Source organism: Mesorhizobium sp. UC74_2 (assembly GCF_042701485.1).
Classification (GTDB): domain Bacteria; phylum Pseudomonadota; class Alphaproteobacteria; order Rhizobiales; family Rhizobiaceae; genus Mesorhizobium.
On the sequence record NZ_CP170562.1, the window covers coordinates 3,016,811 to 3,040,354 of the forward strand.

Annotated in this window: 19 protein-coding genes and 1 tRNA gene; 9 read left to right on the forward strand and 11 right to left on the reverse strand. The window is 60.6% G+C overall.

What is annotated here, in order from left to right; all coding sequences use genetic code 11:
- Window positions 1-37: 37 nt before the first annotated feature.
- From sufD to ACFJIU_RS14770, 4 genes are all read right to left on the reverse strand, one after another.
- Complete coding sequence (sufD, locus tag ACFJIU_RS14755) at window positions 38-1,306, reverse strand: Fe-S cluster assembly protein SufD (protein ID WP_379072682.1); 1,269 nt, start codon at window positions 1,304-1,306, stop codon at window positions 38-40.
- A gap of 10 nt (window positions 1,307-1,316) precedes the next feature.
- Window positions 1,317-2,072: a Fe-S cluster assembly ATPase SufC gene (gene sufC, locus ACFJIU_RS14760; RefSeq protein WP_379072684.1), complete on the reverse strand. Its 756-nt coding sequence runs from the start codon at window positions 2,070-2,072 to the stop codon at window positions 1,317-1,319.
- A gap of 27 nt (window positions 2,073-2,099) precedes the next feature.
- On the reverse strand, window positions 2,100-3,629 hold the full coding sequence (gene sufB, locus ACFJIU_RS14765) for a Fe-S cluster assembly protein SufB (protein WP_379072686.1): 1,530 nt from the start codon (window positions 3,627-3,629) through the stop codon (window positions 2,100-2,102).
- A 181-nt stretch (window positions 3,630-3,810) separates the two neighbouring features.
- Complete coding sequence (locus ACFJIU_RS14770; protein WP_379072688.1) at window positions 3,811-4,971, reverse strand: cysteine desulfurase family protein; 1,161 nt, start codon at window positions 4,969-4,971, stop codon at window positions 3,811-3,813.
- 294 nt (window positions 4,972-5,265) lie between these two features.
- Between ACFJIU_RS14770 and ACFJIU_RS14775 the strand changes: the two genes are divergently transcribed.
- The 3 genes from ACFJIU_RS14775 to ACFJIU_RS14785 all read left to right on the forward strand — a co-directional run bounded on the left by ACFJIU_RS14775 (window position 5,266) and on the right by ACFJIU_RS14785 (window position 7,145).
- The gene (locus ACFJIU_RS14775; RefSeq protein ID WP_054313999.1) at window positions 5,266-5,940 is read left to right on the forward strand and encodes an alpha/beta hydrolase; all 675 of its coding nucleotides are present in this window, start codon (window positions 5,266-5,268) and stop codon (window positions 5,938-5,940) included.
- 38 nt (window positions 5,941-5,978) lie between these two features.
- Window positions 5,979-6,416 carry an acetyltransferase gene (locus ACFJIU_RS14780; RefSeq protein ID WP_379072690.1) on the forward strand — a complete coding sequence of 146 codons (438 nt, stop codon included), beginning with the start codon at window positions 5,979-5,981 and terminating at the stop codon, window positions 6,414-6,416.
- A gap of 81 nt (window positions 6,417-6,497) precedes the next feature.
- Window positions 6,498-7,145, forward strand: a complete 648-nt coding sequence (locus ACFJIU_RS14785) for an FMN-binding negative transcriptional regulator (protein WP_379072692.1) — start codon at window positions 6,498-6,500, stop codon at window positions 7,143-7,145.
- Window positions 7,146-7,156: 11 nt separating this feature from the next.
- Here ACFJIU_RS14785 and ACFJIU_RS14790 read toward each other — a convergent pair whose 3' ends face one another.
- From ACFJIU_RS14790 to ACFJIU_RS14810, 5 genes are all read right to left on the reverse strand, one after another.
- The gene (locus tag ACFJIU_RS14790) at window positions 7,157-8,008 is read right to left on the reverse strand and encodes a phosphatase PAP2 family protein (protein WP_379072694.1); all 852 of its coding nucleotides are present in this window, start codon (window positions 8,006-8,008) and stop codon (window positions 7,157-7,159) included.
- Between the two features lie 99 nt (window positions 8,009-8,107).
- The gene (locus tag ACFJIU_RS14795; protein WP_379073103.1) at window positions 8,108-9,748 is read right to left on the reverse strand and encodes an ArnT family glycosyltransferase; all 1,641 of its coding nucleotides are present in this window, start codon (window positions 9,746-9,748) and stop codon (window positions 8,108-8,110) included.
- A gap of 162 nt (window positions 9,749-9,910) precedes the next feature.
- Window positions 9,911-10,243 (reverse strand): lipid-A-disaccharide synthase N-terminal domain-containing protein, encoded by a 333-nt coding sequence (locus ACFJIU_RS14800; protein ID WP_326891432.1) that lies wholly within the window; start codon window positions 10,241-10,243, stop codon window positions 9,911-9,913.
- Window positions 10,236-10,970: a glycosyltransferase family 2 protein gene (locus ACFJIU_RS14805; RefSeq protein ID WP_379072696.1), complete on the reverse strand. Its 735-nt coding sequence runs from the start codon at window positions 10,968-10,970 to the stop codon at window positions 10,236-10,238. The genes ACFJIU_RS14800 and ACFJIU_RS14805 overlap by 8 nt, the downstream gene beginning before the upstream one ends.
- 150 nt (window positions 10,971-11,120) lie before the next feature.
- A complete protein-coding gene (locus tag ACFJIU_RS14810) occupies window positions 11,121-12,218 on the reverse strand; it encodes an anhydro-N-acetylmuramic acid kinase (protein ID WP_379072698.1) in 1,098 nt (365 codons plus the stop codon).
- A 130-nt stretch (window positions 12,219-12,348) separates the two neighbouring features.
- Here ACFJIU_RS14810 and tyrS point away from each other — a divergent pair, with 130 nt between their 5' ends.
- The gene (tyrS, locus tag ACFJIU_RS14815) at window positions 12,349-13,599 is read left to right on the forward strand and encodes a tyrosine--tRNA ligase (RefSeq protein ID WP_379072700.1); all 1,251 of its coding nucleotides are present in this window, start codon (window positions 12,349-12,351) and stop codon (window positions 13,597-13,599) included.
- Window positions 13,600-13,610: 11 nt separating this feature from the next.
- On the opposite strand, the gene ACFJIU_RS14820 is transcribed toward tyrS, so the two are convergent.
- Window positions 13,611-17,009: a DUF3971 domain-containing protein gene (locus tag ACFJIU_RS14820; RefSeq protein WP_379072702.1), complete on the reverse strand. Its 3,399-nt coding sequence runs from the start codon at window positions 17,007-17,009 to the stop codon at window positions 13,611-13,613.
- 306 nt (window positions 17,010-17,315) lie between these two features.
- Between ACFJIU_RS14820 and ACFJIU_RS14825 the strand changes: the two genes are divergently transcribed.
- The 5 genes from ACFJIU_RS14825 to ACFJIU_RS14845 all read left to right on the forward strand — a co-directional run bounded on the left by ACFJIU_RS14825 (window position 17,316) and on the right by ACFJIU_RS14845 (window position 23,260).
- Complete coding sequence (locus ACFJIU_RS14825) at window positions 17,316-17,783, forward strand: peroxiredoxin (RefSeq protein WP_379072704.1); 468 nt, start codon at window positions 17,316-17,318, stop codon at window positions 17,781-17,783.
- Between the two features lie 120 nt (window positions 17,784-17,903).
- Window positions 17,904-19,214, forward strand: a complete 1,311-nt coding sequence (locus ACFJIU_RS14830; protein WP_379072706.1) for a M23 family metallopeptidase — start codon at window positions 17,904-17,906, stop codon at window positions 19,212-19,214.
- A 410-nt stretch (window positions 19,215-19,624) separates the two neighbouring features.
- Entirely contained in the window at window positions 19,625-20,557 is a 933-nt protein-coding gene (locus ACFJIU_RS14835) for a sugar ABC transporter substrate-binding protein (RefSeq protein WP_379072708.1), read from the forward strand.
- Between the two features lie 92 nt (window positions 20,558-20,649).
- Window positions 20,650-22,185 carry a sugar ABC transporter ATP-binding protein gene (locus ACFJIU_RS14840; RefSeq protein WP_379072710.1) on the forward strand — a complete coding sequence of 512 codons (1,536 nt, stop codon included), beginning with the start codon at window positions 20,650-20,652 and terminating at the stop codon, window positions 22,183-22,185.
- 31 nt (window positions 22,186-22,216) lie between these two features.
- On the forward strand, window positions 22,217-23,260 hold the full coding sequence (locus ACFJIU_RS14845; RefSeq protein ID WP_379072712.1) for an ABC transporter permease: 1,044 nt from the start codon (window positions 22,217-22,219) through the stop codon (window positions 23,258-23,260).
- A gap of 138 nt (window positions 23,261-23,398) precedes the next feature.
- On the opposite strand, the gene ACFJIU_RS14850 is transcribed toward ACFJIU_RS14845, so the two are convergent.
- A tRNA-Val gene (locus ACFJIU_RS14850) sits at window positions 23,399-23,474 on the reverse strand.
- Window positions 23,475-23,544: the final 70 nt, after the last annotated feature.

Here is a 23,544-nt window from a genome sequence, read left to right on the forward strand (position 1 = left end):
CGTTCCCCACCACTCACTGCTCACTATTCGCTACTCACTACCCGTGCGTCGCGAACCATTCGTCGAGCTTGCCTTCCAGCGTCTCGACGATCTGCTCGTCTTCCAGTTCCTCGATCACTTCCGCGACAAAGGCCTTCACCAGCAGACCACGCGCGGTCTTTTCATCGATGCCGCGCGCCATCAGATAGAAGAGATGGCCGTGGTCGATCTCGGTGACAGTGGCGCCATGGCCGCACTGGACGTCGTCGGCGAAGATCTCCAGTTCCGGCTTGGTCGAGAACTCGCCATCATCCGACAACAGCAAGGTGTTGCAGGCCATCTTGGCGTCGGTCTTCTGCGCGTACTGATGCACATTGATGCGACCCTGGAAGACACCGCGCGCCTTGCCTGTGACGACGTTACGGATCACTTCCGTCGACGTGGTGTGCGGCACCGCATGGTCGAGCACCATGGTCACGTCGGTGTGGGTATCGCCGGCCAGGAGGTTGACGCCGCGCAGCTTGAAATCCGCGCCTTCGCCCTTGGTGGCCACCACGACTTCCTGGCGCACCAGCTTGCCGCCGGCATTCATGAAGAACAAGGTGAGCTTGGCGTCCTTGCCGATCCAGGCCTTGAACTGGGCGAGATGCGAAGCCGTTTCCGGCTGCTCCTGCACGATCAGCCAGGTCGCTTCCGCGCCCTCGTCCAGCGTCAGCTGGCTGACGGACGAGGTGAGAGCTGCGCCCTCACCGGTCTGGCGCTCGACAATGATCGCCTTGGCGCCCTTGCCGATACGAACCGGCAGTCGAACATGGCTCTGGCCGCCGGCCTGCACATTCTGCAGTTCGATCGGCTTTTCCAGTTCAATCTCATCGGCGATTTCAACGAACACGCCATCGGCAACGAAAGCGGTGTTCAGCGCTCCGATGACATCATCAGCACCATAAAGATCGAGCGCCGGCGCGAAGCTGCCGTCGGTCAGCTTGTCCGACAGGCGAGCGAACGAGACGCCTTCGACCGTCGGGAACTTGGACGCCAATGCGCCATTCAGCACCGAAACCACGGTCGAACCCTCGATGACCGGGGCAATCGCCTTGGCCTTTGCTGATGGATCGAAAGCCGGAACGGCCGGCAGCAAGGTGCGCAGGTTGGTGTAGTGCCAGCTCTCGACACGCTTCGTCGGCAGGCCAGATTTCAACGCCTCGATGGCATTGTCACGGCGAATCATGACCTCGCCATCGCCCGGCAGCAGCGACTGCCGCTCGCCGAAGGCGTCGATCAGCGCCGTCTCGGCCTGTGTCAGCTGTGGTTGAACATGTGCATTCATGACAGCTCCCTCACGCAGCCTCGCCGATCACACCGGCATAACCGTTGGCTTCGAGGTCGAGTGCCAGCGACTTGTCGCCCGACTTGATGACCTGGCCCTTGTAGAGCACGTGCACGCTGTCCGGCACGATATGATCGAGCAGGCGCTGGTAGTGGGTGATGACGATGATCGCACGATCGGGTGAGCGCAGCGCGTTCACACCGTCGGAGACGATCTTCAAGGCATCGATATCGAGACCGGAATCTGTCTCGTCGAGCACGCACAGCTTCGGCGCGAGCAGCTTCATCTGCAGGATCTCGGCACGCTTCTTCTCGCCGCCGGAGAAGCCGACATTGAGCGGGCGCTTCAGCATGGCGATGTCCATGTCGAGCGAGGCTGCGGCCTCCTTCACCAGCTTGAGGAATTCGGGCACCTTCAGCGGCTCCTCGCCACGCGCCTTGCGCTGCGCGTTCATGGCTACCTTCAGGAATTCCATGGTCGCGACGCCCGGTATCTCCATCGGATACTGGAACGCGAGGAAGATGCCGGCAGCGGCGCGCTCGGCCGGATCCATCTCCAGGATCGACTCGCCATTGTAGAGGATGTCGCCTTCGGTGACCTCGTAGTCCTCGCGACCGGCGAGAATGTAGGACAGCGTCGACTTGCCGGAGCCGTTCGGGCCCATGATGGCCGCGACTTCGCCCTTGTTCACCGTCAGGTTCAGGCCACGGATGATCTCGGTGCCGTCATCGGCGATGCGGGCATGCAGGTTCTTGATCTCAAGCATTTGTTCTTCCTGAATCTTTTTGAACGGTCAGCCGACCGAGCCTTCGAGCGAAATACCGATGAGTTTCTGCGCCTCGACGGCGAACTCCATCGGCAGCTCCTGGATGACATCCTTGACGAAGCCGTTGACGATCAGCGCGATGGCTTCCTCTTCCGGGATGCCGCGCTGCATGACGTAGAATTTCTGGTCCTCGGAAATCTTCGACGTCGTCGCCTCGTGCTCGAACTTGGCGGTCGAGTTCTTGGCTTCCATGTAAGGAACCGTGTGCGCGCCGCACTGGTCGCCGATCAGCAGCGAGTCGCAGTTGGTGAAGTTGCGCGCGTTGGTTGCCTTGCGGTGAGCCGAGACCTGGCCACGGTAGGTGTTCTGGCTGAAACCCGCAGCGATGCCTTTGGAGATGATCCGGCTGCGGGTGTTCTTGCCGAGATGGATCATCTTGGTACCGCTATCGATCTGCTGGTAGCCGTTCGACACCGCGATCGAATAGAAATTGCCCTGGCTCTCATCGCCACGCAGGATGCAGGATGGGTACTTCCAGGTGATCGCCGAACCGGTCTCGACCTGCGTCCACGAGATCTTAGAGCGATGGCCACGGCAGTCGCCGCGCTTGGTGACGAAGTTGTAGATGCCACCTTTGCCCTGCGCGTCGCCGGGATACCAGTTCTGCACGGTCGAATATTTGATCTCGGCATCGTCGAGAGCAACCAGCTCGACCACTGCGGCGTGAAGCTGGTTCTCGTCGCGCTGCGGCGCGGTACAGCCTTCCAGATAGGAAACGTAGGCTCCCTCTTCCGCAATGATCAGCGTGCGTTCGAACTGGCCGGTATTCTTCTCGTTGATGCGGAAATAGGTCGAGAGTTCCATCGGACAGCGGACACCCTTCGGTACGAAGACGAAGGAGCCGTCGGTGAAGACCGCCGAGTTCAGCGTGGCATAGAAATTGTCGGAGGTCGGCACGACCGAGCCGAGATATTTCTTCACCAGTTCCGGATGTTCGCGGATGGCTTCCGAGATCGAGCAGAAGATGACGCCGGCCTTGGCCAGCTCTTCCTTGAAGGTGGTGACGACGGAAACCGAGTCGAAGACGGCATCAACGGCGACGCGACCGGATTTGTAGACGTTATCGCTGGCATCTTCGTCCGACAGTCCGTCGACCGGCGCCGTTTCCTTCTGCACGCCGGCGAGAATTTCCTGTTCTTTCAGCGGAATGCCGAGCTTCTCGTAGACCTTGAGCAGTTCCGGATCGACCTCGTCCAACGACTTGGGACCGGACTGGTTCTTCGGTGCCGCGTAATAGTGGAGGTCCTGGAAGTCGATCTTGGGATACTCGACGCGCGCCCAGGTCGGCTCGTCCAGCGTCAACCAGCGGCGATACGCCTCCAGACGCCATTCCAGCATCCACTCCGGCTCGTTCTTCTTTTCGGAAATGAAACGGATAATGTCTTCCGAAAGGCCCTTGGGAGCCTTGTCGGTCTCGATCGTCGTTTCAAAGCCATATTTATATTGGTCGACGTCGATCTTTCGGACTCGATCGATCGTCTCCTGCACGGCAGGCATAAGCGTTCTCCATCCATGCCGAGGTCAAGGCCCGGCCGTTTTCAAACTATGGCACCGCCGGCCCTATGCGGGCCGTGCTTGGCGGCGTAAGTTCCATATAGTGCGCTCCGGCCAAGAAAACACCCGGCCAATCGGAACACACGGCTCTACCAGGCCGAAGCCTGAATTCTTTCCGCCTTTTTCAGGCGGCTCTTTCCCGCGCCGCGCGGCGGGCGACGATGCCAGCCAGCGCCTTGCGAAACCGTTCGACATCCTCGGCGGTCGTGGCAGCACCGATCGACACCCGCAGTGCCCCGCCCTCCTCGCCATGGCCCATCGCTTTCAGCACGTGGCTCGGGCCGACCTTGCCCGACGAACAGGCCGAGCCTGCCGACAGCGCGACACCAGCGAGATCGAAAGCAATCTGCGCCGTCTCGGCCTTGGTGGCTGGAATAGCGAAGAACGTCGTGTTGGCAAGGCGTTCGACGCGCTTTCCGAAAATTTCGGCGTCAGGCACCAATTCGATCACGATCGCCTCAATGGTGTCACGCCGCTGCCGGACAGCCTCGATATCGGCAAGTCCAGCCAGCGCTTCGCGCGCGGCCGCACCAAAACCGGCAATTGCGGCCAGGTTTTCCGTACCGCCGCGATGACCCCTCTCCTGGCCGCCGCCGGTAACCAAAGGCGCCGGCATCATCAAATCAGAGGCAGCAACGATCGCCCCTATGCCTTTGGGGCCGCCGAGCTTGTGGGAGGAGAGAATCAAATAGTCGGCGTAAGGCGCTGACATGTCGAGCGAAATGCGCCCTGCTGCCTGCACCGCGTCCACCACGAGGACACCGCCGGCCGCTTTCACGGCTGCGGCAATCTCGGCGATCGGCTGAATGACGCCGGTCTCATTGTTGGCTGCGTGGATGGCCACCAGAGGCAGGCCTTCGGTTTTGTCGTGGCCGGCAAGCGCCAGGTCGAAGGCTTCGAGGTCGAGAATGCCATCGGCTGTCACGCCGATGCGCACCACCTTCTCAGGCGCGAAACGGCCACCGTTCAGTACGCAAGGATGGTCAGCTGCGGAAACGTAGAGGCGCCCCATGCGCAGTGCCGCACGGCCCATGCGCCAATCGGGAGACAGCAAGGTTACAGCCGCTTCCGTGGCGCCTGAGGTGAAGAAGACATGATCCGGCTTGGCGGTGACCAATGCGGCCACATCGCGGCGAGCATCTTCGATCAGCCGCCGCGCCGCGCGGCCTTCGGCATGCACCGAGGAGGGATTTGCCGCATCCAACGCCGCGACCACAGCCGCGCGCGCCGCCGGAAGCAGCGGTGCACTGGCATTGTAGTCGAGATAGGCGCGATGCTCGGCCATTTACCCGGTATTTTCCCTTCAAAACCCGCTCTCGCAACGAGAAGCGTTATTTCCTTGAAATTCCAAGGCCAGCCGTCCTATTACGCGGCTTGCGGCAGCAATGGCAGAGCCTTACATCTCGGCCATGCAGTTTTGAACAGTTCTAAACTAGCTTCTAGGTAGGCGCTCGCCTTGCGTCAAGCTTGGATTAGGGCCGGAGTTGGAATTGTTCGGACGCCTTAGCAAAGTGTTGGAGTGCCCTTTGCGCGTCAAAGAGAACGCGCGGTGCTCTAGAGCGTACACCAGGAGTTGTTCATGCCAGAGGTCATTTTCGCCGGTCCGGCCGGTCGCCTTGAAGGTCGCTACCAGCCTTCCAAGGAAAAGAGCGCACCGATCGCCATCGTTCTGCATCCGCACCCGCAGTTCGGCGGCACGATGAACAACAAGATCGTCTACGACCTCTTCTATATGTTCCAGAAGCGTAACTTCACCACTCTGCGCTTCAATTTCCGCAGCATCGGCCGCAGTCAGGGCGAATTCGACCACGGCACCGGCGAACTTTCGGATGCCGCCGCGGCGCTCGACTGGGTGCAGTCGCTGCATCCCGATTCCAAGAGCTGCTGGGTGGCAGGCTATTCGTTCGGCGCCTGGATCGGCATGCAGCTGCTGATGCGTCGTCCGGAGATCGAAGGCTTCATCTCGGTGGCGCCACAGCCCAACACCTATGATTTCTCCTTCCTGGCGCCTTGCCCGTCGTCGGGCCTGATCATCCACGGCGACGCCGACAAGGTGGCGCCAGCCAAGGACGTTCAGGGGCTGGTCGACAAGCTGCATACCCAGAAGGGCATCACCATCACCCAGAAGACACTTCCGGGTGCAAACCACTTCTTCGCCAATGACGCCGAACTTCTGATCGAAGAATGCGCGGATTATCTTGATCGCCGTCTCGCCGGTGAACTGGCCGACCCACGCCCGAAACGACTGCGTTAGAACGCGCTCATGCCGGCCCGCCGGCAGCAGGACTACACATGAAGATAAGACCCTATGCCGAGCGCGATACTGTGCGCCTGGTCGACATCTGGCTTGCCGCGGTGCGCGCCACGCATCATTTCCTGACCGAGGACGACATCCGGTTTTTCGAGCCACGGCTGCGCGATCTGCACATACCGGCACTGGAGGTCTACGTGGTGGAAGGCGATGATGGCCAATTGCTGGGTTTCGCCGGGTTGGACGGCGCAAATCTGGAAATGCTGTTCATCGAACCCGATCATCATGGACACGGCATCGGCAAACAGCTGGTCGACCATGCTGTCGCGCTCAAGGGACGCCTGAAGGTGGACGTCAACGAACAGAATCCAGGCGCCCTGGCCTTTTACCTCAAATGCGGCTTCACGCAGGTCGGTCGTTCCGAACTGGACGGCTCCGGAAAGCCTTTTCCGCTGTTGCATCTCGCGCAATTGGGCTGAGACAGTCGTAAACCTCAACAGGTGTATTGCCTCAGGGCCGCGTTGATTTCAGGGTAGTCCTCGAGCAGAAGGATTTTACCCTTGTATCAGCCGCCGCATTTCAATGAGACGCGCCTCGAGGTCCTGCACGCACTGATCCGCGCGCATCCGCTGGGGTTGTTGATTTCCAGTGGCGTAGACGGGCCGGTCGCCGACCCGATCCCGTTCCTACTCGACGCAGGAACCGACAAGCACGGCGTGCTGAGAGCGCACCTGGCCAAGGCCAATCCACACTGGCGGCTGATTGCGGACAATCCATCAGCCAGGGTTCTGGTCGTCTTCCAGGGCAGCGATGCCTATGTCACGCCGTCCTGGTACGAAACCAAGCGTGAAACCGGCAAGGTGGTACCGACGTGGAACTATGCCACCGTGCAGGTGCGTGGAACGGCAAAAGTCGTAGCCGACAACGCGTGGCTTGCGCGGCAGATAAACGACCTCACCGGCAAGCAGGAAGACGGGCGCGAACATTCCTGGGCGGTTACCGATGCCCCGCCGGAATTCATCCAGGCTCAGATCAAGGGCATCATTGGCCTGGAAGTCACGATCGAAGACATCACCGGCAAATGGAAAGTCAGCCAGAACCGGCCTGTTGCCGACCGTGAAGGCGTGGCGAGCGGTCTCGACCATGAAACCTCGCCGCACTCGCCAAATATGGCGGCGCTGGTGCGCCGCTATGGCGGGCTCGACTGATCAGCCTGGTGCTAGGACGCAGGCTCGTTGTGGACGATTTGGCGCCCGGACGCTCCATCGCTTCCTGGCGTGCGCCAGAGGGTCCGTCTGGGGCGGGGCAGGCCGACCGGGTTTGAACGGAACAGGAAGCCCAGGCGAGCGCAGACGATCGCGGCCACCACCGCAAGGCCGAAGCCGAGGCCGAAGCCGACGATGGTATCGCTGGGATAATGGGCGCCAACGAAGATGCGCGTTGCGGCCAACCATAGACCAACGACCAGGAACCAGTATTTTCCGCGCGGAAACAAAAGCACCAGCACGGCCACGACCGATCCGATCGTCGTGGCATGCCCGGACGGAAAGGAAGCGAAGATGGCTTTCACCGTGACCGGATGAAACGAGAACGCTCCATACTCTTCGTAAAGCGCCGGGCGCGCGCGACCGAACAGGATCTTCAGGACGATGGTCAGCAATCCGGGCAAACCGACCGCCACAAGTACGAAAAGCGCAATGGAGGTGCGGTTGTAGGCGGCAACAAGCTGCTTGCGTCCCAGACGCGACCAGTCGATCTGGTTGGCCACCAACACCCATGCCGCAGCGGGCCAGAGGTACCACTCCCCCAACCCCAGTGGCGTGGACATTTCGGCCAGCGCGCCAAAAACCGGATGCCAGTCGCGCACTGAAGCTCGATCCAGATAGATGGCCGCCAGTCCTGCCAGAAGAACACAGCCTATCGTCCAGGACAGCCAGAATATCCGGTCATATTGAGCCGGGCGTTGGCGAAAACGGCGACCAATGACAGCAAAGGTGGTGACCATGTTCGTCCGGCTGCGCGCAAACATGCGCTGCAGCAGCGGCCGTGACGGCGCGCCAGCATCCTTCATACCCAAAGCCCCTTACCCCAGTTCCGCCAATCAGCGGCAGCAACACATCGGTAGAGTGACGCTATCATGACAGATCATCAAGGTCTGGCTAACGAACGGTCAAGGCTTGGCGACCCTGTAGAGGCCGAGTGCCAGTTTGTCGCCCGATGAATAATTGGTGCCGTCGATTTCCTTCAGGCGCGTTGCCGTCTTGCCTGAACTTGCCAGTGCGGATTGAAGTGCTGGCTCGTCGGCAACAGGAACCAGTGCGAGCGCGCAAGCCGGATCCACCGCCAGATGGGCGGCGGCCCCTTGCGTATCGGTCAGCTGGGTATTGGTGCCGGCCATAAAGATCAGGCTCGGCTCATGGTATCGAGACGATGCCAGAACCGAATTCTCGCAAGGCTTGTTTTCCTGGATCGCGGCGACGATGCGTGGTGTCAACCAGATCGGCGCCAGCGTCGGCACGATAAGACCGATCAGCACCGCATAGGTCGCGCCAGCAGCAGCAGCAGCGGCACCGATGCGATTCAACGAAAGCTGCGATTGGCGTGGGAATGCCAGATAACCTGCGGCGAGCGCAAAAATGGCCGCAGGAATGCTCCACGGATTGAACGTGCCGGTCAAATAAAGCGGCGCGCCAACTGCGATCGCCGCGATCCCAAGCGTGACGACGACAAGACCGAAGGCAGTCGCCCAATAGAGCCAGGTCTGCCAGCGTTTCAGGGCCGCCTGTTCCGGCGACGCAGTAAGCAGCCAGCCGACGAGCAGCGCAACAGCGGGGTAGGCCGGCAGTACGTAATGCGGCAGCTTGGTGGGCACCAGCTCGAGAAGGATCCAGAACGGTATGTACCACGCAAGGCAGAAGCGCAGCCGTGGGTCACTGCGCACATGATTGAGAGCTGCCAGCCCTGCTCCGAGCGCGATCAGGCTGAATGGCCACATGAACAGCGAATAGGTCAGCGAATAATAGCCCGGGGGCATGCCATGCGATTCCTGACCGTCGGCGACCTTGCCGACCAGATCCTTGCCGACGGCTTCCTGCCAGAATGCACCACCACTCTTCCAGGTGATGACCGCAAGCCAGGGCACGACGATAAGAGCCGTCAGCAGCAAGCCCCGTCCGGCCTTCAGCCGCGACAGCCAGCGTGCGTCGCGCTCGAAAGCGAGCAGGATCAGGATGGTGACAAGCGACAATGCTGGGGTGATCGGTCCCTTGATGAGGATACCGACCCCTTGCGCAACCCAGAACAGCCACGGCAGATATGAGGCCGAGGGCTCGTCGCGGCGTGCCGCAACATAGATCTGCGCCAATGTACCCTGCGCGAGCACACAACAGGCCAGGAGGAACGCATCGGTCTTGGCGATACGCCCCTCGAAGGCCGTGGCGAAGATGGCTGCGACCACCAGACCGGCGGCCAAGCCGGCATTTGCACCAAACAGAACAGTCGCCGTCCATGCCGTTGCAACCACCGCGATGGCGATGCCCAGGGCCGAAACGAGACGGTAGATCCAGATCGGAGCGCCGGCCCCCTCGCCGCTCAATCCCACTGCCGCTGACTGCAGCCAGTAGATGCCGATCGGTTTCTTGTAGCGCGAGGCCTCCTGGAAGCGGATGTCCATATAGTCCCCGCTCTCGGCCATCTGCTTGGTGGCTTGCACAAAACGCGCTTCATCGCGGTCCACCACCGGCAGACTGGCGAGCCCCGACGCAGAGAGCACGAGACTGAAGAGAAACAGAAACAGATATTTCCTGGTCATCTCCACGCGCCTGATCTCCTACCGAAAGATTGATCCGCCGCGGACAACTGTGCCATCCGAGGCGATCTCGAAGAATTATTGCCTCTGGCGGTCATGGCCGACCGTCGGTCGAGCGCGACTTTTGCTCCAAAATCGATGCGATAACTCTCCGAAATCGCCTAATCAGTCGACCTTGCTCATGGCAGCCTTGCGCTCATTGGCGATCAGCCAGAGATTGCGGATATAGATGAAGAGGCCCAGGCCCTGCCCCGCGATAAAGACCGGGTCACGGCGCTGTATTGCGTAGACCAGGAGCAGCCCGCCACCGCCGAGCGAAAAAAACCAGAAGGCAATCGGCACCACCGAACGCTTGGCCCGTTCGGAGGCAACCCATTGCACCACGAAGCGCATGGTGAAGAAGAACTGCGCGATGAAGCCGAGCAGCACCCAGCCATCGAACTGCTGCACGAAGACTTCATGCAGCCAGGTCACCAATTCCTGGAACACACTATCCATGCGTGATTTCCCTTGCCCTTGGCATACGCCGGCGCCGACGCCGCAGCCACCAGACTCCGAGCAGATCGGCGGCTCCCTGCAGCCCTCGATCGAAGATGCCGTAATTGGACTTGCCGTGGCGGCGCGAGCGGTCGACCACGTCGCGATGCACCACTCCGTAGCCTTCCTGGATAATGAGCGCCGGCACGAAACGGTGCGTGCCGTCGAAGAACGGAAGCTTGCGGAAGATCTCGGTACGCACGGCCTTCAGCCCGCACCCGGTGTCGCGGGTCTGGTCGTGCAGGATTGCGTTGCGCAACCAGTTGGCGAAACGTGAGGCAAGCTGCTTGGCCTTGCTGTCGCGCCGCTTCAGCCGCTGCCCCTGGGCTGCGCCGACCTCCGGACCAGCCTCGCGCAGTGCATCGACCAAGACCGGGATATATTGCGGATCGTTCTGGCCATCACCGTCGATGGTTGCGACGATATCGCCACGCGCCGCCCAGACGCCGGAACGCACGGCAAGGCTTTGACCGGACGACTTCTCATGGCGGATGTGGCGAACCGGAAACGGCTGCGCGGCATCCAGGGTGGCAAGCACCGCCGCAGTGTCGTCGGTAGAACCGTCGTCAACGACTATGACCTCGAAGTCGCGCCCACTCATGGCCGCAGCGATCTCGTCGATCAGCAGAGGCAGGTTAGCCGCCTCGTTGCGGCCTGGTATGACGATGGAGATCAAGGTGTCCGCCATGGCAATCAGATCGACCGAACAACTTCACGAATGTCGAGCGACGCGGTCGGCCCGACGCGTCTCTGGAATGGCGGCGCGTCCACCGGAACGCGGGCTTTCCTTACGCCAGAGGCCAGATCGTGGCAAGCATCCGGGATAGGGCAATCCCATTCACGGACGCGTGATCAGCCCGCCCGTCACAGCCTCGCTGCAGCCGGTCGTGGTTGGAAACGTCAACGGAAGACCGCGTTCCGCGCGCACGGCGAGGTAGGCCCAGGCCTCTGCTTCAGTGGAGTCACCATTGAAGCCGGCATCCTCGGCCAGGATCACCTGCGCACCGGCCTTCAGCGCACCGGTGCGCAGGTCGCCGACGATATGCGGGTTCTTGCGACCGCCACCGCATACGATCCACAGTCGCGGCGCTTCCGGCATATGGTCGGCGGATTTGAGGATGGCTTCAGCCGAAACGCTGGCTAGCGTGCGGGCACCATCGGCGAGTTCCAGACCTTCGACTTCATCAAGCGTGAAATCGTTGCGATCCAGGGACTTCGGACCGGATTTCGCGAAAAAGGGACTATCGAGATAACGCTCGACAACCGAGACGATCACGCCACCTTCGCTGGCGATCGCACCGCCGGCATCGAAAGGCACTCCGCCTTCGCGCGACACCCATTGATCGATCAGCGTATTGCCAGGCCCTGTATCGAAGGCGATGGGATCGCCGCTTTCCCCGACATAGGTGATGTTGGAAATACCGCCAATGTTGACGAACACGACCGGATAATCGTCCGCAAACGGCTGAGGCAGTGTTCTGGCTAGCGCGGCATGATAGGCGGGAACCAGTGGCGCTCCCTGACCGCCGTGCAGCATGTCGTTGGCGCGCATGTCATAGACCACTGGCAAACCGGTGCGTAGTGCCAGCAACGGCCCATCACCGAGCTGGACCGTCAGCCCCAGATGTGGCCGGTGCAGCACAGTCTGGCCGTGGAAGCCGATCAGATCGGGCTGTCCCCATTTCCCGGCTTCCCCAGCCAGAAACCGCGTCACGGCATCCGCATGCCTCTCCGTGATCTCCCTCTCGAGTTCGGCAAGTGTTCCCGGGCGCTCCTCGCGCTGGACGATCGCCTTGGCCTCCTCCAGCCCAGCCGCGATGCGCTGACGGAAGGCCGCCTCGTAAGGCACGAAGAAGGATGGACCGCGCTTGAGTGCATTTTCGCCGTCGCTACGCAGCATGGCGAGGTCGATGCCGTCCATCGAGGTACCGCTCATCAAGCCGATTGCGCAGAATTGAGGCATTCCCGACCTATATTCTTGTGATTCCAGGCTCGGCGATGCTAAAGGCCCGGAGCAGCGCACGCCAAGGGCTGCGCTGATTTCTCGTTGTTTCCGGAATCCAGTCATGCCCGCCTTCAAGTCCGACTTTCTGCGCGTTCTCGACGAACGTGGCTTCATCCATCAGATCTCCGACCCGGAAGGGCTCGACGCATTGGCCATGAAGGGCCCGATCTGCGGCTATGTCGGCTACGATGCTACGGCTACGTCGATCCATATCGGCAATCTGATCACTGTCACAATGCTCTACTGGCTGCAGGAGACGGGCCACAAGGCGATCACCCTGATGGGGGGTGGCACGTCGATGGTAGGCGACCCTTCCTTCCGCGACGAGCAGCGCAAGCTGCTGACCGTCGAGCAGATCGAGAGCAATATCGAGAGCATCAAGAAAGTCTACGGCAATATCCTGCGCTATGACGGCTCGAACCCGGCCATCATGGTCAACAACGCCGACTGGTTGCTGAAACTGAACTATGTCGAGTTCCTGCGTGACGTCGGCCGCCATTTCTCGGTCAACCGCATGCTGTCGTTCGACAGCGTGAAGCTCCGGCTGGACCGCGAGCAGTCGCTGTCGTTCCTTGAATTCAACTACATGATCATGCAGGGCTACGACTTCACCGAGCTCAGCCGGCGCCATGGTACGGTGCTGCAGATGGGCGGCTCCGATCAGTGGGGCAACATCATCAATGGCGTCGATCTGAGCCATCGCATGGGCGGCCCGCAGCTCTACGCACTGACCACGCCGCTGCTCACAAAATCCTCCGGCGAGAAGATGGGCAAGTCCGCCTCGGGGGCGGTCTGGCTGAATGGTGATCTCTTCAGCCCCTATGATTTCTGGCAGTATTTCCGCAACACGGAAGATGCCGATGTCGGTCGCTTCCTGAAGATCTTCACGCGCCTGCCGCTCAACGAGATTGCCAAGCTGGAAGCCCTGGGTGGTTCCGAGCTGAACGAAGCCAAGAAGATTCTCGCCACGGAAGTGACGGCAGTCGTGCATGGACGCGCTGCCGCACAAGAGGCTGCCGAGACCGCGCGCAAAACGTTCGAGGAAGGCGCGCTAGCCGACAATCTGCCGTCGATCGAGGTATCTGGCGCCGAGCTGGAGGCCGGGGTTGGTCTTCTCGCCCTGCTGGTGCGGGCCGGACTTGCCGCTTCCAACGGCGAAGCGCGCCGCCACGTCCAGGGCGGCGCGGTGCGGCTGAACGATGAAGCGATCACCGACGAACGGCGCTCTGTCACATCCCAGGATCTGAGTCCGGAAAAGGTTGCAAAGCTTTCACTCGGCAAGAAAAAACACATTCTGGTGCGGCCGGCCTAAGGCGATCGGCGTCACCGGAATTCGAAGATCGAGCGGAAGATGCCAGGCGCGATGACCGACAGCGGGTTGATCTGCAGGTCGGGTTTTTTGGCACTCCCCCTCAACCGGTAGGTCACCCCGATCAGGCCGCGGTCGCGTCCGTTGCCCAGCAGCGCGCCGACCAGCGGCAACTCGCCGAAGATGCGGTTGATGCCGTAGGCCGGCATGAAAGTGCCGGTCATGTCCATATTGTCGTTCTGGTCATAGAGTGTGCCCTGGAACGTGGTCCCGATCAGCGGACCACGCAGCACACCATTTGCCACCTTGAGAGAGCCATTTCCCTTGACGATCTCGGCATAACCTCGCTCGAACTGAACGCGTGAGGTATCGATATCGGCCTTCACGGCCTGGTTGAGCGAGCGCTTGTCGCCGGTCGGCGTCGTCGAGACGATCGACGCCAGCTTCGGCTCATTGACGATCTGGAAGTTACGGGCATCCACCGTGCCGCGCATAGGCCCATCCGCCGCGCCGGCCAGCGCCACGGCGATCGCGCCTCCTTCCATGTGCTTGTAGATGTCGAGGAAACGAAGCACCGCGCCCGCATCCGCTGACTTCATATCCAGCGTATGCCGGCCGCCAACGGTGTTGTTGGAAACGTCGATGGATGCGCCGGAGCGGGCCTGCGCCCTCACCGTCAGTCCGTTCACTTTTGATCCCGCGCCGCTGTAGTCGAGCATGAAATTCGACACGACTTCATCATTGAAACCTGTCAGCGCCTTCACATCGGCAGTTACCGAGATCGCGTCACCGCCTGCGCCCTTTGTGGCGCTGTCGGTGTCCGAGGTGAACTGCTTGAGAAGCGCGCGAGCATCGAGTGCGTCACCATTGATTTTGACGGCATAACCCTTGCCGGAGCGTTTGATCGAAACGGCGACGTCATCGCCGCGGTTGAGCTGCACATGAGACAAATTCGCGGAAACCAGGTCACCGTTCGACAGTTCGACCGCACCACGAGCCTCGAACGTCTTGCCATCGAGATCGAAATTGGTGAGCCGGGTAGTCGATCCGGTTTTCTCCATGGTGAAGGAGACTGTTGCCGGCACGCCAGGCCCCTTGCTCCACCCGGCCCAGGGAATACTCAGCTTGGCGCTGGTCAGGTCGGCAACGACGTCCTGATTGGCATTGTCGCTCTTGTCGAGCGCGATCTTCATCGTGCCTGAAAGCATGGCAGAGAGGCCTGGCATCAAACTCTGCCGAATCTTGTCATCGACCGTCAGCGTCACCTGACGGGAGCGTGGCGGCCCATCTGCTTCAAGCGGTTCAGCCAGCATGATCTCGGCGGGGATATCGTTGAGCAATGCGTGCGCCTTGACGATAGCGCTCTTGGGATCGACGACGATGCTGCCGTCGGCTCCGGTGACCATCTGGTCGTCGATCGGCTTGGAGATGGCGAGATCCTGGTAATCCAGCGATACCAGCCAACCGAGCTTGGACGTATCGATGCCTTTCTGCAGCGGAATATCCGCCCTGACGTTGCCGGTAACGGTTCCGGACAGCTCGTCCGGCTTCAAGCCGACGTGTCGCATGGCGTTGATAGGTTCATAAGAAGCCAGTTCGGCGATGGCATCGGCATTGCCCGCGACATCGATGTTCAGTGCGCCGATGACCGGCGGGATATTGGCATTCTTGACGCTGAGCGTGCCGTTGCTTGCTGCCACCAGACGGCCGCTCGGCATGTAGACCGTACCGCTGGACAGCGAGATGTCGACATCGTTGCCGTGGAATTCGACCACGCCATTGGCATCGCGGATGGGTGGAATCTGGCCAGCGGTATCGAAGCGTGATCCTTCAAGCTGAAAGCGGCCGAACACTTCGTTTCGGTCAAGCGGGACGCCGTTTCCTGCCCGTCCGGGCGCCACCTGATACTGCAAGCTGGCTTCCACGACCTTGCCGCCGAACAGGTTCTCCAGCACCCATTCGCGGGCCCCGTGCGCAGAGAACCAGGGCCAGAGCTGCTTGACATGCGAGACGGGCATGTCGTGAACGTTCAGAGCCATCGAGACACCCGGCGCCTTGCCGGCAACGAACTCCAGGGCTGCATTGCCCAGCACCTCGCCCGACGCCCCCGATCGGACCGCGATGGTCGGAACGACAAGTTTGCGGCTCACAGTCCGATAGTCGCCGGCGACGCGTCCGACGAAGTCGAGTGCTGGTTCCGACGAATCGATCGGCGCCAGCGTCGCCTTGTTGCTGACGAGGTCGAAACGATAGGACGGTTCATCGCCAGCAACACCCTGCGCCGGTTTAGGGCCAAGCGACCCTTCGATGTCGAAATCCGACCGGCCAACCCGCAGATCGAGGCCGTCGATGCCGATCTTGTTGGCACCCCTTAGCAGGGTCGCCTTCAGCTTCGCGTCGACCGGCAACATTCCACGTGCACCGAGATCCAGTACGGCACCGGCCAAGGAACCGGAGAGGCTGAGCCGCGGCTGCGCATCGCCCTCTCCCTCCGTTCCCTCCAGGTGCAACGTCACCGCTCCGACATTGCCGCCGGCCTGCCCGGTTGCCTTGGTGTCGACCTCGATCGGCTCCACCGTAATATCAGCCCTGAGAGCCGTTACCTTGCGCGCGGCAGGATCGCGACCCGCGGAAGCCTCCACTGCAAGCTTGCGGCCGTCGACATCGAGCTTGGAGGAAAATCGCAACGCAGCGGGACCGGATTGCGAAACGGTCGCGTCGGCAACTGTCACAAGCCGCACATCACCTGTTGGAGACAGAGCCACAGCAACATTATCGAGATCGATTGAACGGATCGAATCGAGCCGGATCGCGTCAAGCGACTGGTGGACCGCGCCGAAGACCGCATCGACGATCTTGTCGGGGTCAATCAGTCCGTCCGTGTTGCGCAGAGAAGCAGCCCAATCGCTGCTCCCCTGCGAGGGCATCGCATCGGCGAAGAGGCTCGCATCGGAAACCCTGGCGCTGGTGAGCTGCACCTCGCCCGACAGGAGCGGCAGCAGGCGCACGCCAAATCGCATAAGGCCGGCTTGCACCATTGGCTTGCCATCGCCGGCGGTCAGTTTCACATCGCGCACCTGCAGCGCCAGGAAACTCGCTTTGTCGAGTGTGATGCTGGCTGGCCCTACAGCAACGCGAATATCAACGCCGACCATCCCCTCGATGGCTTGCTCGGCGGCCTGCCGTAATCGTTCCGAGCCTATCCCACTGGCGCCGATGGCATAAACTCCGCCGACCGCCAACATAACCAGTACACCGACGCCGAACAAAACACGCGTCAGAAGACGCGCACCGCGGCGAAACCTGGCGCGCCCAAGCGGTGGCACGGCATTGGCAGAAGGCAGGGTGCGGAGATCAGCAATCTCGTCGCGCCTGAACCGGATCTTCTCGTGCCTCGGGAGTTCCTGATTCACCTGGTCTTCCGTCTTCAGCCCTCGTTGGCCGACGATTCCACGCCGACACTAGAGCGTTTCCTCCCCGAGCGGAAACGCTGAAACGCTCCAACTCGTTATCTTGCGTAATTCCGGATGCAAAACCGCGGCACGCTTTTGCTGGAATTGCCTATATCGAGCCAATCCAAAGCGCGAACGGCAAAAGCAGAATCGTGCTTTGCCTTCCGTCGCGCGCCGATTTATTGAGGATCACGCACGATGCCAGCCGAGGCTATCCCCTCACCGGCATCATAGGTTCGGCGCTTAGGCTCAAACAAAGGCGTGGTTATGGCCGATCTTGATGTGGGTGATGTTGCACCTGATTTCACTCTCCCAGCCGATGGCGGCGGCAGCCTTAAACTCTCTTCCTTTGTCGGCAAGCCGGTGGTTCTTTATTTCTATCCGGAGGACGACACCCCAAGCTGCACCAATGAGGCAATCAGCTTCTCGCAGCTCAAATCCGATTTCGAAAAGGCCGGCGCAGTGGTGATCGGACTCTCGCCCGACAGCGTAAGGAAGCACGACAAATTCAAGGCCAAGCATGCCCTGGATATCGCCCTCGCCTCCGACGAAGAGCGCAAGGTAATCGAAGCCTATCACCTGTGGGTGGAAAAGAAGATGTATGGACGCACCTATATGGGAGTGGAACGGGCCACTTTCCTGATCGGGCGCGACGGCCATATCGCCCGCGTCTGGCGCAAGGTACGGGTCAAGGGCCACGCAGAAGCGGTTCTCGAAGCGGTTCGAGCCTTGTAGTCAGACATCGGCTCGGATTTACGGACCTTAAAGCTGCGCGGATCGTGCAGGGCAAGCCTTTGTTAACCATAACAAGTGCCTAATGGGCATTGTTGGGGTAGCAAACGAAAGCCTGGTCCGGTGAACGCAAACGGTCAGTCGGCAGTGTTCGGCAGGCGCAAGGAGCCGCATACGGTCATCATCGCCCGTGGCGATGAAATCCGGCACTTCACGGTGCGTCCCTGGATGATTGCGTGTCTGGGTTCAGTCGTTGCCGCCGTCGTCGTCGGTTACCTGCTGGCCACATCCTATCTTGTTTTCCGCGACGACCTTATCGGCGCAACGACCGCTCGCCAGGCCCGCATGCAGCAGGCTTACGAGGACCGCATCTCCGCACTGCGTGCGCAGGTGGACCGGATCACCAGCCGGCAATTGCTCGACCAGCAATTGATGGAGACCAAGGTCGGTGAATTGCTGGCGCGTCAGACCCAGCTCAGCCAGCGTCATGGCCGGCTTGGCCCTATCCTCGAACGCGCAGAAACTCTCGAAGGGATCAGCCCGGAACTGCAAAATCCAACGCCGACCGCTCCGGCCGATCGAACCAAGCCTGAAGACCACGCTGCGCTCATCGGCAACAAAGCGATGCCGGAGCTTGCCGCGCTGGCCAGCATGGGCGGCAGTTCCGAGGCTCCGGCATTTTCACGCTGGTCAACTCGCGCCGACCTGCCTGTGGACGCGTCTTCCGCGGACCGCGCCGACAAGTTGTTTGGGGCCATCAATCAATCGCTGCAGGCGATAGAGACGGAGCAGTTGCAGCGCATAACCCGACTTGCCGATACAACCTATCAGAATGCGGACGCCATCAAGGATGCGCTGCAAGCAGCCGGACTGCCTGTGGACGCCGATTTCGGCAAGGATGAGACCGATGTCGGTGGCCCGCTTGTGCCGATTGATCGCGCGACATTGTTTGACACCAAGGTCAAGGAACTGGACGAAGCCCTCGACCAGCTCGACCATCTGCGCAAGGAAGCGAGGCGGTTGCCACTCGCCAATCCCGCCCCGGGACGCGCCGTGACCAGCCCGTTCGGCGTACGCACGGATCCCCTGCTGGGCACCGCGGCGCTGCATTCAGGCATGGACTTCCGTATTCCACTTGGTTCTCCCGCCCGGGCCACGGCACCCGGCGTAATCACCAAGGCAGGCTGGAACGGTGGCTATGGCCGCATGGTCGAAGTCGATCATGGTCAAGGCTACACAACCCGCTATGCCCATCTCAGCCGCGTCGATGTCGCCATCGGCCAGGCCGTCAAAGCCGGCGACGTCGTCGGCCAGACCGGCTCGTCGGGTCGCTCGACCGGTCCGCATCTGCACTATGAGGTCCGGCACGACGGTGATGCCATCGATCCGTTGCGCTTCCTGAGGATCGGCAAGAAAGTCGAGAAGTACCTGTAAGTACTCTCGGATGGCGCGAAGGCCGTCGTCAATTCTCGCGTTTCGAGATTCTCCAGATCAAGGCCACAACACCGGATAGCCGCGCAAAGCCGATCGGTCCTCAGGCAGGCCCGGGCGAGGCACCCGCGCGCCCTGCCCGTGCTCAGCCTTCCATTTCCTAAAGCCCGCAATTTCCTAAAGCCCGCATAGCGCGACTGCCGCCGCAAAAATTCCATATTGACGAATGCGCCATAAAATGGAACAAATATTCCATAAAGAGTTAATACGCTTCAAGCATTCCAATTAGTGCTCTGGAGGTCCGTCAAGTGAATTTCCATGCCGTCCCAGGAGGAACATCGGGCCGGCAGGTTTGGGAGCAGGAATCCGGATTGTCAGGTGCGACCGGACACCATCTGTGGAGGAGAACTGAAATGAAGAAGCTTTTGCTGGGCGCTATTGTTACAGCGCTTATGACTGGCACAGCCTTTGCCGGCGACATCGGTGTGTCGATGGCGAATTCGGATACATTCCTGACGGTGCTCCGGAAAGGCATCGAAAAAGCAGCATCCGACGCCAAGCAGCCGGTCCAGATCGAAATCGCCGACGACGATGTCAACAAGCAACTCAGCCAGGTGCAAAACTTCATCGCCGCCAAGGTAGATGCGGTCATCGTCAATCCCGTCGACACCTCGGCCACCGCGAGCATGACCAAGCTCGCCAACGACGCCGGAATCCCGATCGTCTACGTCAATCGCCAGCCAATCGACATGGACAAGCTGGGCAAAGGCGCGTTCGTTGGCTCGAACGAAGTCGATTCCGGCACGTTGGAGACAAAGGAGGTCTGCCGCCAGCTCAAGGAAGCCGGCAAGACGGAAGCCGGCATCCTGGTGATGCAGGGCGACCTGGCCAACCAGGCGGCGGTCATGCGCACCAAGGACGTGCATGACGTGATTGCAACTCCGGACTGCTCATTCATCAAGATCATCGACGAACAGACCGCCGGCTGGGATCCGGTCAAGGCTCAGGATCTGATGACCAACTGGATCGCGGCAGGTCACAAGCCGGATGCTGTCATTTCCAACAATGACAATATGGCCATCGGCGCCATCAACGCGATGAAGGCCGCGGGCTGGGACATGAAAACAGTGATCGTCGGCGGCGTCGACGCCACGCAGGAAGCGCTCGCCTACATGAAGGCCGGGGATCTTGATGTGACGGTCTTCCAGAATGCGGCAGCTCAGGGCGGCGGCGCAATCGAAACCGCAATGAAACTGGCGAAGGGTGAAGCCGTGCAGTCGCCGGTATGGGTGCCGTTCGAACTGGTGACCCCAGCCAACATGGATCAGTACATCTCGAAGAACTGACCGGGGCCAAGAGCGCGCCGCATGCGCGGCGCGTCTCTCCCTTCGATTTCATCAGCCGTGCATCTGAACCGGGTCTGGGAGGACTGATCGGCATGCAGAGCCCTTTGGCAGCCACAACGCACGACACCGGCATCGTCCCCATCGACGACTACATCCTCGAGGTTGAGGGTGTGCGTAAGGAATTTCCGGGGGTCCTTGCCCTCGACAATGTACAATTCCGCCTGCGTCGCGGCAGCGTTCATGCCCTAATGGGCGAAAATGGTGCTGGCAAGTCGACGCTGATGAAGATCATCGCCGGAATCTACACCCCCGACTCCGGTTCGTTCCGCTTTCACGACAAAGATATTCGCCTCAGGAGCCCGCTCGACGCCTTGGAAAAAGGCATTGCCATGATCCATCAGGAACTCAACCTGATGGCGCCGATGACGGTGGCCGAAAACATCTGGATCCGGCGCGAACCGACCAACCGTTTCGGTTTCATCGACCATGCGCGGATGCACGCCCAAACCGCTGCGCTGTTCAAGCGACTCAACATCGACCTCGATCCGGATGCCCAGGTCGGCACACTGAGCGTTGCCAATCGACAGATGGTCGAAATCGCTAAGGCGGTGTCCTATGAATCCGACGTGCTGATCATGGACGAACCGACGTCAGCCTTGACCGAACGCGAGGTCGAGCACCTTTTCAAGATCATCCGCAGCCTGCGCGAACAGGGCAAGGGCATCATCTACATCACGCACAAGATGAATGAGCTGTTCGAGATCGCGGACGAATTCTCGGTGTTCCGCGACGGCAGATACATCGCGACCAGAAAATCGACCGAGGTGACCCGCGACGACATCATCCGCATGATGGTCGGGCGCGAGATCACCCAGATGTTCCCGAAGGAAACGGTACCAATCGGAGAGGTGGTGCTTTCCGTGAAGGACCTCGCTCTGAACGGCATCTTCAAGGATGTCACCTTCGAGGTGCGCTCCGGTGAAATTCTGGGCATCGCAGGACTTGTCGGCTCGGGCCGTTCCAACATCGCCGAAACGATCTTCGGCGTTACGCCAGCCGATTCAGGCACGATCGAGCTGTTCGGCAAGACGATACGCGTCGACAACCCCGCCACCGCAATGCGTCATGGCATGGCCTTCCTCACGGAAGACCGCAAGGACACGGGCTGTTTCCTCCTGCTCGACATTCAGGAGAACACCCAAATCGCCGTGCTGCAGTCGGGCTATGTCAAGAATGGCTTCGTCGAGCAAAAGCGTCTTGCCAAGGATTCGATCGACATCAGCAACGCCCTGCGCGTCAAGACACCCGACATGTCGGAGCCGATCAACAACCTGTCCGGCGGCAATCAGCAGAAGGTTCTCATCGGACGCTGGTTGCTGACCAAGCCGAAGATCCTGATTCTCGACGAACCGACGCGGGGCATCGATGTCGGCGCCAAGGCGGAGATCCATCGCCTGATCTCCAAACTGGCGGGCGAAGGCGTCGCAGTGATCATGATCTCATCCGAAATGCCGGAGGTGCTCGGCATGAGCGACCGCATCATGGTGGTTCACGAAGGTCGGGTGACCGGATTTCTGGACCGCGAAGAAGCCAATCAAGTGAAAATCATGGAGCTGGCATCTCACTGAGATTTGCTGCCCCACCTTGGTGGAGACAAACATGACTACGAACGATGTTGCGGGCCCCACACGCATGATAGGGGCAAAGAAACGCCTCCCTCCGGAAGTTTCGATCCTCGCCGTTCTCATAGGGATCGCGCTCGTGTTCGAGATCCTGGGCTGGATTCTGGTTGGCGACAGCTTCCTGATGAACAAGCAGCGCCTCTCCATCATTATCCTGCAGGTGTCGGTCATCGGCATCATTGCAGTCGGTGTCACACAGGTCATCATCACCGGTGGTGTCGACCTGTCTTCCGGTTCGGTTGTCGGTCTCGTTGCCATGGTCGCGGCCAGTCTGGCGCAAACGTCAGTCAACCCACGCGCTGTCTATCCATCGCTGACCGACATCTCGCCAATCTTTGCCATTTTGGCCGGCCTTGCCGTCGGCCTGCTCGCAGGCTGGGTGAACGGCTTCATCATAGCAAAAACCAAGATACCGCCTTTCATCGCCACGCTCGGCATGATGGTGTCGGCACGCGGTCTCGCCAAATGGTACACGCAGGGCCAGCCTGTAGCCTTGCTATCGGATGAGTTCACCTGGTTCGGCAAGAGCTTCGATATCTTCGGCTTCCCACTGCCGCTGCCAGTGATCATCTTCCTGCTGGTTGCGGCGGTCTTCCATGTGGCGCTTGGCTACACGCGCTACGGCAAATTCACCTACGCGATCGGCGCCAATCCACAGGCAGCGCGCGTATCGGGAATCAATATCGGCAACCATCTGATCAAGGTCTATGCCATCGCCGGCCTGCTCTCAGGCCTAGCCGGTGTTGTCACGGCTGCGCGCGCCGCGTCCGGTCAGCCCAATATGGGTGTCGCCTACGAGCTCGATGCGATTGCTGCAGCAGTGATCGGCGGCACGTCCCTTTCCGGCGGCGTTGGACGAATATCCGGAACCCTGATCGGAACCATCATTCTGGGTGTGCTGACCTCGGGATTCACCTTCCTGAAAGTAGGCGCCTACTATCAGGAAATCATCAAGGGCATGATCATCGTAGCCGCCGTGATCATCGACCAGCAGCGTCAGAACCGCCGCAAGAAGGCCTGAGCCGTCTCCTCCCAGGACAGTCATCGCGCCGCACCGGGTCCGGTGCGGCGTTTTCAATTGCCGGGGCATAAGGGCGTCTGCATCGAACGCCGGCGGCTGAGGCTGCCGGTCAAATTCGGATCGTCGTCTTGAGGAATCTGGTGGGCGATGACGGGCTCGAACCGCCGACATCTTCGGTGTAAACGAAGCGCTCTACCAACTGAGCTAATCGCCCGCTCCGGCGCGGACCTTTAAGCAGTTAGCGAACGCTTCGCAAGACCAAATGACAAGATTGAAGGGATGTT